This is a genomic window from Candidatus Poriferisodalis sp. (assembly GCF_965208925.1).
GTDB lineage: Bacteria > Actinomycetota > Acidimicrobiia > Acidimicrobiales > Poriferisodalaceae > Poriferisodalis.
This window is the reverse complement of the sequence record NZ_OZ242364.1, coordinates 330690-346148: the sequence shown is the minus strand read 5'-3', so window position 1 is coordinate 346148 and position 15459 is coordinate 330690. Positions and strand designations below refer to the sequence as shown.

The 15459-nt window shown below is 66.9% G+C and carries 11 protein-coding genes; 6 read left to right on the top strand and 5 right to left on the bottom strand.

All coding sequences use genetic code 11. From position 1 onward, the window contains the following. The first annotated feature begins 144 nt into the window (after window positions 1-144). Complete coding sequence (locus ACOGI5_RS01380) at window positions 145-1134, top strand: transporter substrate-binding domain-containing protein (RefSeq protein ID WP_419862679.1); 990 nt, start codon at window positions 145-147, stop codon at window positions 1132-1134. A 94-nt stretch (window positions 1135-1228) separates the two neighbouring features. On the opposite strand, the gene ACOGI5_RS01375 is transcribed toward ACOGI5_RS01380, so the two are convergent. Continuing rightward, a complete protein-coding gene (locus tag ACOGI5_RS01375) occupies window positions 1229-3574 on the bottom strand; it encodes an ATP-binding protein (protein WP_419862678.1) in 2346 nt (781 codons plus the stop codon). 187 nt (window positions 3575-3761) lie between these two features. On the opposite strand from ACOGI5_RS01375, the gene ACOGI5_RS01370 reads away from it, so the two are divergent. Next, window positions 3762-4475: an SCO family protein gene (locus ACOGI5_RS01370; RefSeq protein ID WP_419865415.1), complete on the top strand. Its 714-nt coding sequence runs from the start codon at window positions 3762-3764 to the stop codon at window positions 4473-4475. A gap of 2 nt (window positions 4476-4477) precedes the next feature. After that, window positions 4478-5332 carry a cytochrome c oxidase assembly protein gene (locus ACOGI5_RS01365; RefSeq protein WP_419862677.1) on the top strand — a complete coding sequence of 285 codons (855 nt, stop codon included), beginning with the start codon at window positions 4478-4480 and terminating at the stop codon, window positions 5330-5332. On the opposite strand, the gene ACOGI5_RS01360 is transcribed toward ACOGI5_RS01365, so the two are convergent. Together ACOGI5_RS01360 and ACOGI5_RS01355 are read right to left on the bottom strand one after the other, a co-directional pair. Next, window positions 5319-5447: a hypothetical protein gene (locus tag ACOGI5_RS01360; protein ID WP_419862676.1), complete on the bottom strand. Its 129-nt coding sequence runs from the start codon at window positions 5445-5447 to the stop codon at window positions 5319-5321. The genes ACOGI5_RS01365 and ACOGI5_RS01360 overlap by 14 nt on opposite strands. After that, on the bottom strand, window positions 5447-8026 hold the full coding sequence (locus ACOGI5_RS01355) for a M1 family metallopeptidase (RefSeq protein WP_419862675.1): 2580 nt from the start codon (window positions 8024-8026) through the stop codon (window positions 5447-5449). The genes ACOGI5_RS01360 and ACOGI5_RS01355 overlap by 1 nt, the downstream gene beginning before the upstream one ends. 190 nt (window positions 8027-8216) lie before the next feature. On the opposite strand from ACOGI5_RS01355, the gene ACOGI5_RS01350 reads away from it, so the two are divergent. Further along, a complete protein-coding gene (locus tag ACOGI5_RS01350) occupies window positions 8217-9227 on the top strand; it encodes an adenosine kinase (protein WP_419862674.1) in 1011 nt (336 codons plus the stop codon). Here ACOGI5_RS01350 and ACOGI5_RS01345 read toward each other — a convergent pair. Continuing rightward, the gene (locus tag ACOGI5_RS01345; protein WP_419862673.1) at window positions 9224-10939 is read right to left on the bottom strand and encodes a phospho-sugar mutase; all 1716 of its coding nucleotides are present in this window, start codon (window positions 10937-10939) and stop codon (window positions 9224-9226) included. The two genes, ACOGI5_RS01350 and ACOGI5_RS01345, sit on opposite strands and share 4 nt — an antisense overlap. 62 nt (window positions 10940-11001) lie before the next feature. On the opposite strand from ACOGI5_RS01345, the gene ACOGI5_RS01340 reads away from it, so the two are divergent. Together ACOGI5_RS01340 and ACOGI5_RS01335 are read left to right on the top strand one after the other, a co-directional pair. After that, on the top strand, window positions 11002-12453 hold the full coding sequence (locus ACOGI5_RS01340; RefSeq protein ID WP_419862672.1) for an MBOAT family O-acyltransferase: 1452 nt from the start codon (window positions 11002-11004) through the stop codon (window positions 12451-12453). 3 nt (window positions 12454-12456) lie between these two features. Then, on the top strand, window positions 12457-13578 hold the full coding sequence (locus ACOGI5_RS01335; protein ID WP_419862671.1) for a DUF459 domain-containing protein: 1122 nt from the start codon (window positions 12457-12459) through the stop codon (window positions 13576-13578). A 52-nt stretch (window positions 13579-13630) separates the two neighbouring features. Here the strand turns inward: ACOGI5_RS01335 and ACOGI5_RS01330 are convergent, their stop codons facing one another. Further along, entirely contained in the window at window positions 13631-15226 is a 1596-nt protein-coding gene (locus ACOGI5_RS01330) for a polysaccharide deacetylase family protein (RefSeq protein ID WP_419862670.1), read from the bottom strand. Between the last annotated feature and the right edge of the window lie 233 nt (window positions 15227-15459).

Here is a 15459-nt window from a genome sequence, read left to right as displayed (position 1 = left end):
CATCTTCACATGCACGTGCGCAGGCTTGGAGTGAGGCATTTTGCCAGACTTCTTGCCATCGGCGCCGTCGCCGTGCTGCTAATCGCGGGTTGCGCGTCCGGAGACGCTGCCGACGCGGGAGCTGCAGCGCCACCGGCAGATCCGGTGCCGGTGCAGGCAGCCCAGGACGTCGACTTGCTGGCGACTGTGCAGTCGCGGGGTGTCCTCAACTGCGGTGTGTACGGCGCTGCGGTTGCGTTCTCCGAGACGCAGCCCGATGGCAGCACGACCGGTTTCGATGCTGACTACTGCCGCGCACTGTCCATCGTGATGCTCGGCGATGCCGATGCCGTCAACTTCGTGGCGCTCACCTCCGCGGAGCGGTTCACGGCGCTGCAGACCGGCGTCATCGATGTGCTGGTGCGCACTACGACCTGGACGCAGAGCCGTGATGGCGACCTGGGGTTCGACTTCGCGCCGGTCACCTTCTATGACGGTCAGCAGCTCATGGGACGCGCCAGCGACGGGTTCAACGCTGCGTCCACCGTGGCCGACATCGCCGGCGCGACAGTCTGCGCCACCGCGGGCACCACCACTGAGAAGAACATTGCTGATGCAGTCGACGCGGCCGGTGTGGAGATCAAGCTGGCGACCTTCGAGGATCTCGACATCATCACCGACAGCTTCATCAACGGCTCGTGCGATCTTATGACCACTGACGGATCGGGGCTGGTGGGCCGCAAAGCCAAGCAGGAAGGCGAGCAGGAGTGGGTGATCTTCCCAGCGGCACCGTTCTCCAAGGAACCGCTGGCCCCGCTGTACCTGCCGAACCAGTCCACCTTCGGCGACATCGTCAACTGGACGGTCTATGCCACGATCATCTTCGACGAGAAGGGCATCACCTCAGCCAACGTCGATGACCTGTTGCGCAGCGGCGAACTCGATGCCGAGGCGGTCCGGCTGCTCGGAGGCGAAGGCGAGCTGCAGTCGAAGATGGGTTTGGCGCCCGATGCGTTCTATGAGGTGGTCCGCCAGATCGGGAACTATGACGAGATCTACACACGCAACCTCGAACCTGTGGGATTGCAGCGGGCTGGCACGCCCAATGCGCGCTGGACCGAGGGCGGTCTGATCTACGCCCCGCCAGCGCGTTGAACCACTGCCGGCAGGGCTGCCCGCTGGCAGCCTGGAAATTGTCCACAGGTCTTGCACTGGTGTGTGGAAGCAAGTTCGCCCACCGGCACCGCGGCTATGGGGCAGCGGCTTGGTAGCCGATATTCGGGACGGTGAGGATGTAGGTGGGATTCCTGGCGTCGTCGCCGAGCTTGGCCCGCAGGTCTTTGATGAACGTGCGCACGCGTTGAGCATCGCCGCTGGAGCCTTCGCCCCAAATGGTCTCGAGCAGCTGCTCGTAGCTGAGCGCGCGGCCCGCGTTGATGCACAGCTCCGACAGCAGCTTGTACTCCGTGGGCGTCAGGTTCGCCGTCTGCCCCGCGACCGTGGCGGTGTGGGTCAGGAAGTCCACCGTCAGGTCCCCGAGCCGGTAGGGCTCGGCGTGTCGGGATTGGGCTTGACGGCGCAATGCGGCGGCGATGCGGGCCAACAGCTCGGTAGGTGAGAAAGGCTTCACGATGTAGTCGGCGGCGCCCAGCTCGAGGGCCTTGGCGACCAGCTGATCGTCGCCTCGCCCGGACACGAATATGACGGGAACTTCCAGCAGCCTGGGAACACGCCTGATCACTTCGAATGCGTCTGTTCCTGGCAACAGCAGGTCCAGCAGTACGAGATGAGGCATCTCGCTGTCCAGCAGATGCTCGACTTCGCTGGGTTCGCTGGTGACGATGGCGGCATAGCCGGCTTTGGTCAGCGTGCTGCGGACGAATCGCAGCGCTTGGAGGTCGTCATCGACGACCAGGATGCGCTCGACCTTCGTCGCTGCGGGAGACTCGGATTGATCGCTGTGCACGTCGTGTGCCGGCGCCATGACGGGCTCATCGAGGGCGGGGATGGTGAACGTGAACTGGGCGCCCCGGCCGCGCCCCGAGCTGTGTGCCCAGATACGCCCGCCGTGAGCTTCCACGATGCCCCTGCAGATGGCAAGGCCGAGTCCGTAGCTGCTGGGGTCGCGGCCGTCGCCGCGGAAGAACTTGGTGAACAGCAATGGCAGACGCTCAGGGTCGATGCCGGTGCCCTCGTCGGTGACTGATATCGCCACATGGGTGCCGTCCAGAGACGCGGAGACACTGATCGTGGACCACTCGCTCGAATTCGCAGCAGCATTTGAGAACAGGTTGTGCAGGACCTGCACGATTCTCTGCCTGTCGCCCCAGACACGGGGCAGGTTCGGCGTTCGATCGATCTCGACGCTGTAGCGATGCCCACTGCTGAGGAACGCGTTCTTGGCCTGCTCGACAACCGACCCCACGTCCATCGGTACCGGCGACACCGACAGGGTTCCTGCCTCGATGCGAGTCATGTCCAGCAGGTCGTTGATGAGGTCGCGCATATCGTCGGCCTGCTCTTCGATGATGCGGAAGAACTGGCGGATCTCGGCTGGATCTGGCGGGATCGGCGAACTGCGCATCGTGGCAGCGGAGCCCTTGATCGACGTCAGCGGCGCTCGAAGCTCGTGGCTCACCATCGCCAGGAATTCGGCCCGCAGCCGCTCCATGTCCTCCAGCGGCGACATGTCCTGGAGGGTTGCGATCACCGTTGCCAGATCGCCGTCGTCGGAACGGATCGGCGTGGCGCTGATCAGCGTCGCTACCTCGCTGCCGTCGGGGTGCACGATGACGACCTCTTCGGCTTGCACGGTCTCGCCGCCGCTCAGCGCTGCATCGAACGGCAGATCCTCGAGAGAGATCTCGGACCCGTCCAATCGCTTGTATCTCAACTGTTCCAGGATCGCCAAGGGGATTGGCCCGTGCTCCCGATCCACCCGGGCGATGCGGCGCGCCTCGCGGTTGGCCATGACGAAGTTCTGCGAAGCCACGTCGACCACCAGCACCCCGACCGGGGAGGCATTGACGAAGGCTTCGAGGTCAGCCCTAGATCGCTGCTCATCGCCATAGCGCTGTGCATTGACGAGCGTCAGCGCCGCCTGGCTGGCGAACACCTCGAGGATCTCCACGTCTTCATGTGTGAAGTCGGCACTGTCGCGTGGCTTGCCCACATAGATCGTGCCCACCTGGCCGTCGCGGCCTCTGATCTGAGCGCTGATGAACGCGCCGATCTGCGGTTCGAATCCTGGGAAGCCCACGGAATCCACGTGCGCCACGAAATCAGTGATCCTCAGCGGATCCCGCAACCCGCTGAGGTAGGTGAACAGCTCGATGCCCGTGTCGTAGCTCACCACCGTGTTCTGCTGCGCGGCCGTCAGGCCTGAGAACAGCAGATCCTGCAGCCCACCGGCACTGTCGATGGTGGTGATTGCCGCGTAGCGGGCACCGGTCAGCGCCCGGGCGCTGTCGGCCACCCTCTGCAGCACCGTGTCGAGGTCCAGATCTTCGCTGATGTGCCGGATTGCCTCAGTCAGCCCCGACAGCCGATCCTGCAGCATCTCGTTTTCCGCCCTCAAGCGGTCGATTTCAGCCAACCCGGCACCTTTCCTGCCTGCGGCCGAGTGTGGCGCAATCTCGTCAGGGCAGCAACACTCATGGAGGGCCGGGAGCGACGTCTGGCAGCAAGGATGGAGCACTAGCGTCCGGCGATATGCACGACATTGCGCCCGAGCGCGGCCGAGAGTGAGACGGCAGGTCCGTCTCGCTGTTGTCGTGACTGTCATGCTCGTGGCGGCCGCGTGCGGAAGCAACGGTACGAGCGAGTCGCGATACGAAGGCTTGGCAGTGCCCGCGTCGCAACTGCGGCAGGTGCCCGACATCGCATTCACCGACACCGACGGCAACGACATCCACTTGGCGGCAGACACCCAAGGACAGGTCCGGCTCGTGTATCAGATGTTCACGAATTGCCCGGATATATGCGGTGTACAGCTTGCCCAGCTTGCCAGTGTGCTCAACCGTCCGGGCGCCCCGACGAACGTCTCGGTGCTGGCGGTCACCGTCGACCCCGACCGGGACACGCCCGAAGTGCTGCGTGCCTACCTCGACCAATTCAGCGAGGATTTCGTCGGGCTCATTCCCAGCAGCGAGCAGCAGCTGACCGACCTGCAGAATGCGCTGGGAGCACTTGCGTCGATCAAGATCTTCGACACCACCACGACCGGCGCTCACCAGATGACATCGGAGGGCGATGCGTCTCATGAAGATATGGACGATGCGCACATAGACCACGGCGGCACCGCAGGGGGAATGACCGCCATGGATCACGGTGACGTCGATTACGACATCGCCCACGATGCCCGGGTGTTCGCCTATGCCCCGAACGGCTACGGCTATGCGCAATATCCGCATCCCACGCGCCAGACCCAGTTCGACCACGACCTGCCGATCCTGGCCGGCATCGAACCGGACGCTCCGGTTGAGGCAGGCTTGTAGCGATGCGTTTCTGGTGCTCGGCACTCGAAGAGCCGTGGAGTTGGTCGTGGCGGGCCTACCCGGGCGTCTGGGCGGCATCACTTGCGATCGCAGTCCCGTACTTGGCGGCGCGGCGGCGGGCCCGCTCCATGCGTCCCCAACCGTTGGATCCTGCCACCACAGCAGAGCAGCGCCGCCAGACGTGGCTGTTCCTGGCCGGCGTGCTGGCGTTCTGGGTGGCGTCGGATTGGCCGCTCGGCGTCCTCGGCGCGGGCTACCTGGCTTCGGCCCACATGGCGCAGTTCATGCTCTACACGCTGGTAGCCGCGCCGCTCCTGGTGCTGGGCACCCCCGAGCCGATGGCCCGCAGGATCCTGGCGAAGCTGCGCCTCTACCGCGTGATGACCCGCCTCACTCAGCCGGTGTTCGCCGGGCTGGTGTTCAACGGATGTCTCGTTGCGACGCACTCGCCGTGGGCCGTGGACACGCTGCGGGCAAACCAGTTCGGCTCGTTCGTGATGGACGCGGTGTGGCTGGTCTCAGGCGTGCTCGTCTGGCTGCCGATCTGCTCGCCGCTGGTCGAGCACCGGCTGCGCGCCTACCCCGGCAAGATGGTGTACCTGTTCCTGGCGCTCGGTGTCGTTCCGGCGGTGCCGGCAGGATTCCTGACCTTCGCCGGCTTCCCCCTCTATGCCACCTACGAGCTGGCGCCCCGGTTCTACGGTCTCGACGCGGCGACTGACCAGCAGACGGCCGGGCTCATCATGAAGCTCGGGGGCATCCCCATCGTGTGGGGAACCATCATCGCGATGATGATGCGGTGGGCCGACGAGTCGAAGATGCCCAGCCCAGCAGCGCTCCCGCCTAGTCCACGATGACCAGCGCCCAGTAGATCACCACGGCGATCAGTGCTGCGGCTGCGGCCAATGCGCGCAGTGACAGCCACAGCTCGTCGCCCGGCCGTATCGGCCGTCGAGGCGGGCGGCCGAACATCAGCCGATGCGGGCGCCCTCGCGCTCGCGCAGTCGCACGTTGACCCACATCTTCTCGATGTGCTGGGCCACCGTGAGCCCCCCCTGCGGCACCTCATGCTCTGAGAAGAAGGCCTCCACCTCGCGCGCCAGCTCACGGGTGTGCAGTGCGCGTATCCCGCCGGCCATCCGGGGGATGGAGTTCTGGGGGAACCGATCGGTCAGCTCGCTCCACCGGTTGCGAATGAACGCCCACGCCACCGGACCGTGGTCAAGATGCGTCATCGCAGCGCCGAGCAGGTACGGGGCGTTCTGGGTGCGGACTTCGGCAGCGAACAGTTCGAGCGTCCGCTCGAAGAGCTCCAGGTCTTCGAACAGCAGCAGCGACTGCAGGTAGCGCAGCTCGCTCTGCGGTGTGTCAGCCGACCGGTACAGCTCCAGCATGCGCTCGTAGTCGGTCTCGTCGCCGGCCGCCGCTGCGACCTGTACTGCAGCTGCGGCCAGATTGGGCTCGACAGCTGCACTGCTGTCGATCGCCGTCTCGAAGAGTTCTCGTGCACGTGCCCGGACCAGCTCGTCACGTCCCCGGCCGCCTGCGGCCTCGAACAGCACGCCGCGGAGCTCGCGGTCGAGGTCGGGCTCGCCAGGCTGGGGCTCGAATCCCAGCACGCCCAGCGCGGTGGTTGCCAGATCCCGGATGAGCACGGCCAGAGCGTCTCGCCCGTCCGGCTCGGCGATCGCGTGCAGGCCCTTGAGTCCCCCGATCATCCGCTGCCACACGTGCAGGTCGGTCTCCGATCCCAGATCGGTGACGAGCCCGATGAACTCGGCCGCGCTCGCGTCGCCGGCGACAACGGCCGCATAGGTGTCGTCGACGAGCCCGTACCGCTCGATGGGCTCGAGCACCTCCAGGGCTTGGCGCGACACGGCGGCGAGCAGGTCAGCGCTGTAGCGCACCCGGTAGTAGCCATGCCCGCCTGAGTTGACCACGGTCCACTCGACCGGTCCGCCCAGATCCACGACCGCCGAGTCGTCCGTCAGCAGCAGCCGCCGCTCGACGGTGCTGCCGCTCGCGAGGCGGGCGCGCACCATGACCGGCACGCTCCAGATTTCTGCCTCAGACCGATCGGCTTCGGCTGAGGGGCCGCCTCCGTAGAGGAATCGGTGCTGCGCAACTCTCAGGCCGTCGCGATGCGGTTCGACCGACACGATCGGGTAACCGCCCGTGAAGATCCAGCCGTCCATGACCGACCGCACTGGCTCACCGCTGGAGGTCTCGAGCGCATCCCACAGGTCGGTCGTGGTGGTGTTCGCGTAGCTGTGCTGTTCCAGGTAGTGCCCAACGCCCGCCGCGAACCGATCGGCGCCGAGGTACTGCTCGAGCATGCGCACGACCGCCGCGCCCTTCTCATAGGTCAGCACGTCGTACATGCCCTCGGCATCGGCGGGGGACACCACCTCGTATTCGACGGGCCGGGTGGTGCTCAGGGCGTCGACGTCGAACGCCGCCCCTCGCTCGATGGAGAACTCGTCCCAGCGCTTCCACTCGGGCCGGAAGGCGTCAGTGGTGGCCACCTGCATGAAGGTGGCGAAGGCTTCCTTCAGCCAGATGCCGTTCCACCAGTCCATCGTCACGAGGTTGCCGAACCACATGTGCGCGAGCTCGTGCGCGACCACATCGACGATGCGCAGCAGTTCCGCGGTGGTGGCCTTCTGAGGATCTGCCAGCAGCAGCGTCTCCCGGAAGGTGATGGCGCCCATGTTCTCCATGGCGCCGAATGCGAAATCGGGCACGGCGATGAGGTCCACCTTCGTGCCCGGGTAGCCGATGCCGTAGTAGTCGACCAGCCACGCGAGGGCAAAAGCTCCCGCTTCCAGCCCGAATTCGGTCAGTGCCGACTTGCCGCGCACATGGACGATCCGAAGCGGTACCCCGCCGACGTCGGCCGGCTCGGTGGCTTCGAGGTCGCCGACGATGAACGCCATCAGGTAGGTCGACATCAGCATCGTGTCGGCGAACGTGTCGCGACGGCGGCCGTCGGCCAGGATCTCCGACGACACCACCTCGCCGCAGCTGACGGCCATGAGGTCGGCGGGCACGATCATCGTGACGCCGAAGACGGCCTTGAAGTCGGGCTCGTCGAAGCAGGGAAACGCCCGTCGGGCATTGGTGGACTCGAACTGGGTCGTGGCGATCGTGTGCGTCTCCCCAGCGTCGTCGACGAACGTGGATCGGTAGAAGCCCCGGAGCTGGTCGTTGAGCACGCCGGCGAACGCGCACCTGATCTGGAGGTCGCCGGGCTCGAGCCGGCTGCCGTCGGAAGGCCGCAGCGTCATTCGCTCGGTGTCAGGGTCGAAGGACACCTCGGCGGCGACGGCTGTGTCGCCTTGCCGCAGGGTGGCAGCCGAGCATTCGAGATCGGCAGCGTTCATGGTGACGCTGTCGACTGGTGCCTGCACCGCGGCCGATATCTCGACCTCGCCGATGAAGCGGGCCCCGTCGAGGTCGGGTTCGATGATGATGTCGTAGCGGGTCGGCAGCACGCCACGTGGCAGCCGGTACGGGTTGGTCTCAGTCGAACCGTCAGTCTGAAGCGTCACGGCGCGCACACTACCGACGACCCGCGAAGTGCTGCAGATGGGTGTGTCCGCTGTGGAGGCGGCACGGCCCTCTGCGACCAGCGATCCAGCTGGTCGCAACGTCGCAGAGTTCCGCGCCGCCTCCACAGCTGGGGCATCTGTGCCTTTCCGGGCGTGCGTGCGGGTGAGTTGAGGTGCTAAGCCCGCGGGCGTGGAATCCGCGGACCCGCTCGATGTGGTGGGCATCGGGAATGCGATGGTGGATGTGCTGCTGCGCGCCGATGAGGCTGTCGTGGAGGGCCTCGGCATCGTCAAGGGCGCGATGACGCTGGTGGACACGCAGCGGGCAACCGAGCTTGCCGCGATGGTGGAGCTGCTGGGCGGCGCCGACGAGATGACCCCCGGCGGATCGGTCGCCAACACCATGCTGGGCATTGCGGCGCTCGGCGCTCGTGCCGGCTACATGGGGCGGGTCTGCGCTGATGGGCTCGGCGACCTGTTCGTGGCCGACATGGCTGCGCACGGGGTCACCCAGGCCACAGCGAGAGCGCCGCGTGACGACCCGACCGGGCGCTGCACCGTGGTGATCACGCCCGACGGCGAGCGAACGATGAGCACCTACCTGGGGGCGTCGGCCGGCTTCGCCCCCGCGGATGTCGATTGGGACATGGTGGGCCGGGCCCGCACGGTGCTGCTGGAGGGCTACCTGTGGGACCCCACAGCTGCCCGCGCTGCGCTGCGCGAGGTGGCGGAGCACTGCGCCACGCCCGGCAACGACTGCCAGGTCGCGCTCAGCCTCTCGGACTCATACTGCGTGGAACGTCACCGGAGCGAGTTCATCGACATGGTCGAGAGGTGCACTGACGTGCTGTTCGCGAACGCCGCTGAGCTGAAGGCCCTGTACGAGACTGAGGATCTCGATGAAGCGCTTGCGGCGGTGCAGGGCCAGGTGGACATTGCATCGGTGACGCTCTCGGCAGCAGGCGCTGTTCTCGTGACGCCTGACGCGGTGGTGCAGGTACCCGTCGAGCCGGTCGACGAAGTGGTCGACCGCACCGGCGCCGGTGACCTGTATGCCGCCGGGGTGCTCTACGGACTCGCCCGGGGCTACGACTTGGAACGCTGCGGCCGTTTGGGCTCAGTGGCCGCCGCCGAGGTCATCTCCCATGTGGGCACCCGGCCGCTGGTGCCGCTCGACGAGCTGGCCGCCGGCGTGCTCTAGGCGGGCTCGAACCACACGCTGACATCCGCTGCGATGGCGTCCAGCAGTGCCTGCAGGCGGCGGCGCTCGGCGGCGACGTTGCGGGGGTTCGGACTGACAGCTTCGAGGTAGATCTTTGCCTTGGGCTCGGTGCCGCTCGGCCGGATGCAGATGCGCACCTGCGTCTCGGGATCGGGGCGTGAGCTGCCCGCCGTGGCCGGAGCCAGCTCCAGTTCCACGAGATCAGCCGGGTGCGGCGCACTCGGATCGAGCCAGTCGGTGACCTTCGTGACCGGATGCCCGGCAACCGTGCGGGGCGGATCGGTCCGCAATGCCGTCATGGCGACCGCGATGTCGTCAGTGTGGGCGCGCACCGAAGCTGCACTCGTGACGTGGAGTCCGACCTCACCAGCCAGCTCGTCGAGGCGCTCAAGCGGTCCGATGCCGCGAGCCGACAACGCCCCCGCCATGCGAGCGAATTCCACTGCTGCTGAGATTCCGTCCTTGTCCAGCACGGCATCGGTGACCGAGTACCCCAGCGCCTCCTCGTAGCCGAATAGCCAATGGGCTTCGGGGTTCGTGAGGCGAGGCTCCATGATCCACTTGAATCCGGTCAGGGTGCGGTGGTGGGCCACACCACGGGCAGTGCACAGCGCCTCGACCATCCGGCCTGACACCACCGATGACGCTGAGATCGCTTGGCGCGCCGCTCCGTGCTCAGCCGCCAGGCCGATGAGCCAATCGCACAGCAGCACGCCCAGTTCGTCGCCGCTCATCCGGTGCCAGGCGCCCTCCTGATCGCGAACGGCAACCGCCAGCCGGTCTGCGTCGGGGTCATTCGCGAGGGCGAGATCGACTCCGTGATCGGTGGCGAGCGCCATCGCATCATCGAGGGTGCCCGGTTCCTCAGGATTCGGGAATGGCAACCCGGGAAACGCGCCGTCGGGATGCCGCTGGTGCTCCACGTAGATCGGGGGCGGCAGACCGGCAGTGGCGAACGCGTGGCCCAGGGTCTGCGAGCCGACCCCGCACAGTGCCGTGTACACGATCGGCGGAACATCACTCGGATCGACTGGTTGACCATCCGCATCGAAAACCGGCCGGCGGACTGCTGCACCGACGTACTCGGCGATCACCGATCGCACCTCGAGGCTCTCCACCTCGTGCCGGGCTGCCAGATCGCTGTCGGCGGGCAGTGAAGACAGGTCCATGCGCGCTTCGATGCGCTGGTCCAGCGGCGGCCGGATCTGCGTCCCGTCGGCCCAGTACACCTTCAGCCCGTTGTCGTCGCGGGGGTTGTGGCTGGCCGTGACCATCACACCGGCTCCTGCTGAGCGAGCGAGCAGTTGGCGGGCCAGCAACGGTGTCGGCGCAGGGCCGTCGATGATCGCGGTGGGGATGCCCATGGCGGCGAGCAACCGGGCCGCGTCAAGGGCCATGTCCGCCGAACCTGGCCGGGCATCGAACCCCACCACGGCGCCACGGCTGCCGAGACCGGATGCGATCAGCTCGGCGCCGACGGCTCGTGCGGCGATGCGTGCCATGACGCGGTTCATTCGCGCTGGTCCCGGTCCAGCGGGGGCGCGCATGCCTGCGGTGCCGAAGCGAAGCACGCTGCCGAACCGCGCCTGCACCCACTCGGAGCGGTGGCGCTCGGCTCCGATGGCTTGGCGCGTCGATGGATCGGGATCGATCTCCAACCAGGAGTCGAGCAGCTCTGCGGGATTCGTCATGTCATCGCTCGGGCCCGGGGCTCAGCCTGCGGCACCGGGAGCGCAAGTATGTTCGGCCCGGCATGTTGTTCCCGACGTTCGTCTTCGGAGCATTCTTCGTTGTCGTCTTCGTCGTCAACTGGCTCACGCGGCCGCATCCGGCCGTGTGGAGGCCGCTCATGCTGGCCGCCAGCGTCGTGTTCTACGGCTGGTGGAGCTGGCGCTTCGTCTTTCTGCTGCTTGCCACCATCGTCATCAACTGGGTCGTCGGGCATTACGCCGCAGCTTCGCTGCGGGCATCGGATACAGCGATCCCCCGTGTGGGCACCACCGCTCGTTGGTGGGTCGGGCTCGGCGTCGCCGCCAATCTCACCATCCTCGGAGTCTTCAAGTATTGGGACTTCTTCGCCGTCGAGATGTCCAACCTGCTGGAGCGCTTCGGCATCTCCAATGCCTTGCCCGTGCTGGAGTACACGCTGCCGGTCGGCATCTCCTTCTACACGTTCCAAGCGATGAGCTACATCATCGACATCGGCCGCGGGAACGTCCGCGAGATGGCACCGCTGGACTTCGCGGTGTACCTGTCGTTCTTCCCCCAGCTCGTGGCCGGACCGATCGTGCGGGCATCGGAGATGGCGCCGCAGCTCGCGGCCCGGCCCGATCCCCGGCACGTGCCGGCCGCCGAGGCGTTCGGGCTGATCCTGAACGGCCTGTTCAAGAAGGTGGTCATTTCCAGCTTCCTGGCGAGCGAAATCGTGGACGGCGTCTTCGCCGATCCGGGCTCGCACAGCGGGCCCGAAGTCGCGCTGGCCGTCTACGCCTACGCAGTCCAGATCTACGCAGATTTCTCCGGCTATACCGACATCGCCATCGGCGTGGCGCTCCTGCTCGGCTTCCGCTTCCCGCAGAACTTCGACAATCCCTACCGGGCGCTCACGCTGCAGGATTTCTGGCGGCGCTGGCACATGACCTTGTCCCGCTGGCTGCGCGACTACCTGTATGTGCCGCTGGGCGGCAACCGCAAGGGCCGCGCCAACACCTACCGCAACCTCATGATCGTCATGCTGCTAGGCGGGCTGTGGCACGGCAGCACCTGGAACTTCGTCATCTGGGGCGGGATCCACGGTGTCGTTCTGGCTGTGGAGCGGCTGGTGCGCGAGCAGCGGGAGCGCAGCGGCGCACCCCCCATCTTGCCCCCGGGCTGGGGCGAGGTCGTCCGCTGGCTCGTCACCTTCCATGTGGTGTGCCTGGCATGGGTGTTCTTCCGTTCCGAATCGCTGTCCGCCGCGGTCGAGATGCTGGGCGCGTTGGCCAACTTCGGCAGCTACGCCGGCACCGCGACGCCGCTGGTGATCGCGGTGACGTTCGGCGCTCTCGCGTTCCAGTTCATGCCCGCCGACTGGTTCGAGGGGCTGCGTGATGGTTTTGCCGGTCTCGGCTGGGTCGCCCAAGGCGCCGTGGTGGGCGTCTCGCTGGTGGCCATCGACGTTCTCGGTCCCACGGGCGTCGCCCCGTTCATCTACTTCCAGTTCTGAGCAATGCAGATACCGCACCCTCCACTCGATGCCGCCGACCGCCGCATCGGCGTACCTGCCGGCAAGGTGCTGCTGGCAGGCGCGCTCGGGCTGGCGCTGGCGATCGTGCTCAACTCGCAGCAGCTGCTGCGTGAGGCCCAGCAGAAGCCATTCGGCTGGGAGCGCGATGCGTCCGTCGCGGTGTGGGAACCGGTCGAAGGTGTGGCCAGCGCTGCCGGAGCGCACCTGCCGCGCCTGTGGGTCGACGAGGCGTTCGGGCGCGACGTGGCCGATCCCGGTGCGACGACGGATCCGTTGAGTGCCGTCGCTGGCGGCGAGACGGCGGATGAGGCCGGCGGCGCCGTGGCGGACGATCCGGCGCGTGCCGGCGTCGTGGTCGCTGATCCGGCGACGCCAGCGATCACCGGTGCCAGGAGCTCTGACGATGTGGCACCAGGAGCATCTGTCACCACGATGCCGTGGTTCCCGACTCCGGCCGATCCGCTGCGGCTCCACATCATGGGCGATTCGATGGTGCAGTTCTTCGGCCACGTCATGGTGGGCCTGGCCGACGACACGGGCGTCATCGAGGCCTCCACGGAGCATCAGCTCTCCAGCGGCTTGAGCCGACCCGATTTCTACGACTGGCCGGCGCGCATCGTGGAGGCCCTCGCCGCCGAGGACCCAGACGCAGTCGTGCTGATGTTCGGCGGCAACGACGCACAGGCAATCGTGGTGGACGGTCAGATAGCGCGGCGCTTCTCGGATGCCTGGGTGCAGGAATACTCGGCGCGAGTCGGCCACGTCATGGACCTGGTGACCACCGACCCCGACCGGGTGTTGATCTGGGTCGGCCAGCCGATCATGGAGGATCCCGAGTACGACTCGCGCATGCAGCGGCTCAACGAAGTCTTCGATGCCGAAGCCGCCAAGCGCGACCGGGTGCACTTCGTGGAGACGAGGGACCTGTTCCGGGGGCCCAACGGCGGCTTCAGCCGCTACGTGGCCGACGCCGACGGGCAACTCGCCGATGTGCGGCTTACCGACGGCGTCCACCTCAGCACCATCGGCGGCCGCTGGCTGTCGCAGGTGTTGCTGGACGAACTCGGTCTCTTCGTCGACCTGTCGGCTGGCGCCCAATCGTGACGTGCCGCCCGCTGCGGCGACATGACAGCGACCCCGGCCCCGGCGCAGCCTCTTAGCGGCACAGCGGTTTGAATTCGAATCCGCGGTCTGAGAGCCGTTCGAGCGCCATGTCCAGGCCGCGCACCGTCGCCGAGCGAGGGCCGCCGCCGTCGTGCAGCAGGATGATGGCTCCGGGAAACGACCGGGCGACGATGCCGTCGGCAATGGCCCGGGCCGGGCGCTGTTCCCAATCGCGAGGGGAGTAGGTCCAGCCCACCAGCCTCAGGCCCAGCTCGTTGGACCATTCCTCGGTGAACCTGCCGATGGCGTAGTAGGGCGGTCTGAGGCACGGTGTGGCGAGCGGCCCCAGGATGTCCTGCGTGCGGCCGATGGAGCGGTCGAAGGCCGTCCTCGAGACCCGGGCGAGCGACTCGTGATTCCAGGAGTGGTTGGCGAGGGTGTGACCTTCGTGTGCGATGCGCTGGATGAGCAATGGCCGCCGCTCCGCCATGGAGCCCACCACGAAGAACGTCGCTCGAGCCCCATGGCGTGCCAGCACGTCGAGCACTTGCGGTGTGTAGGTCGGGTGCGGCCCGTCGTCGAACGTCAAGTAGACGACGGGTCCGTCGTCGGGCAGGGCCGGCGGGGAGATGTGCGTGCTCGACCAGAAGCCGGCGGGGTCGCGGGTGGCAATGCGCTCGCCGAGCGCGGGCGGGAAGACCTCAACGGAGAACCGGTACTCCGCCGGTTCGGCGAGCGACGACGCGACCGTAACGGTCCATGCGCCGCTCGCCGGCAGGTGGGCTGAGAATCTCTGGGTCCGTTCGGCGATGGGCACGAGCGCTGCATCGTCGTCGAGTCGGGCTTCCAGCCAGACTCCGGCCGGCGCGGTGAGCGTCGCCACCATGACATCGCCCCTGGCGGCATGAACGACATACCGGTGCCGCTCGCGCAGCTCGATCCGATCCGACATCACCGCGCCGATGCCGTCGAGCTCGAACGACACCGTCGTCACCGGCCTGGTGATCTGGAGCGCCGGCACCGTGTCGATCGGCTCGACGCGGGTGGCGGTGGCGATCCACGTTGCCGCAGGATCTGGCGCATCGGCGCTGTCCGGGCTGATGGACAGGGTGGTGCGTCGTGTGATGACCGTCAGCGGCTCGCCGGGCGAGCGATCGAAGAAGGACACCTCGATTGCGCCATCGCGGATGTCGATGGTGTCGATGATGATGTGTCGGCCCAATTCCACGGGCGAATGCACTTCGAATGCCTCGCCGGCGTCGATGACGGGTACCAGCAGGCTGCCCTGCGGTACGTCAGCGAATCGGGCCTCGACGTACACGGCGACGTCCTCGATGTCATCGTCATTCAGATCGCCGCGGGCCACCTCGCGGTGAAGCAGAAATGCGGCATCCGGGAAAGATGTGCGCAGCGCAGCCTCGAAACCCGCTGGCAGCGGGTCGGGCCCGGCCGCATCGGCTTCCGCAATGTCGGGATCCTGCTCCTGCCGAGCGCTGGGATGATCGTTGGTGCCGTCGTCGGACGCTGCGGGATCATCCGGCGGCTCAGGATCGCCAGATGGCTCGTGTGATATCGGTTCGCTCGAGGTTGGTTCGTCTGCAGTGACGGGCGCAGGCGGCGGCAGGGTCGGCAAGGGGACGGCCGCCACCGTCGCCTCGCTCGAAGGCACAGTCCGCTCGGCATCGCTCGACTCGCTCGCAACCGGCGCTGCGTCGGAGCTCTGTTGAACCTGGCATGCGCCGCACAACACCGCAATCAGGATGAGCAACCTGACCAATCCTGGAGTGCCGCGTCTGTGCACCCCTTGATGATGGCCGGTCTAGGCAGGCGCGCAGCGGCAGCCGGACCCAGTCACACTGGCCGCAGTCGCGGCTGATGCCA

What these genes read in the sequence shown, in the direction of transcription:
- ACOGI5_RS01370 (WP_419865415.1), top strand. Translation starts at nt 3,762, where the DNA reads ATGCTCGTGGCGGCCGCGTGCGGAAGCAACGGTACGAGCGAGTCGCGA.
- ACOGI5_RS01365 (WP_419862677.1), top strand. Translation starts at nt 4,478, where the DNA reads ATGCGTTTCTGGTGCTCGGCACTCGAAGAGCCGTGGAGTTGGTCGTGG.
- ACOGI5_RS01360 (WP_419862676.1), bottom strand. Translation starts at nt 5,447, where the DNA reads ATGTTCGGCCGCCCGCCTCGACGGCCGATACGGCCGGGCGACGAGCTG.
- ACOGI5_RS01345 (WP_419862673.1), bottom strand. Translation starts at nt 10,939, where the DNA reads ATGACGAATCCCGCAGAGCTGCTCGACTCCTGGTTGGAGATCGATCCC.
- ACOGI5_RS01340 (WP_419862672.1), top strand. Translation starts at nt 11,002, where the DNA reads ATGTTGTTCCCGACGTTCGTCTTCGGAGCATTCTTCGTTGTCGTCTTC.
- ACOGI5_RS01335 (WP_419862671.1), top strand. Translation starts at nt 12,457, where the DNA reads ATGCAGATACCGCACCCTCCACTCGATGCCGCCGACCGCCGCATCGGC.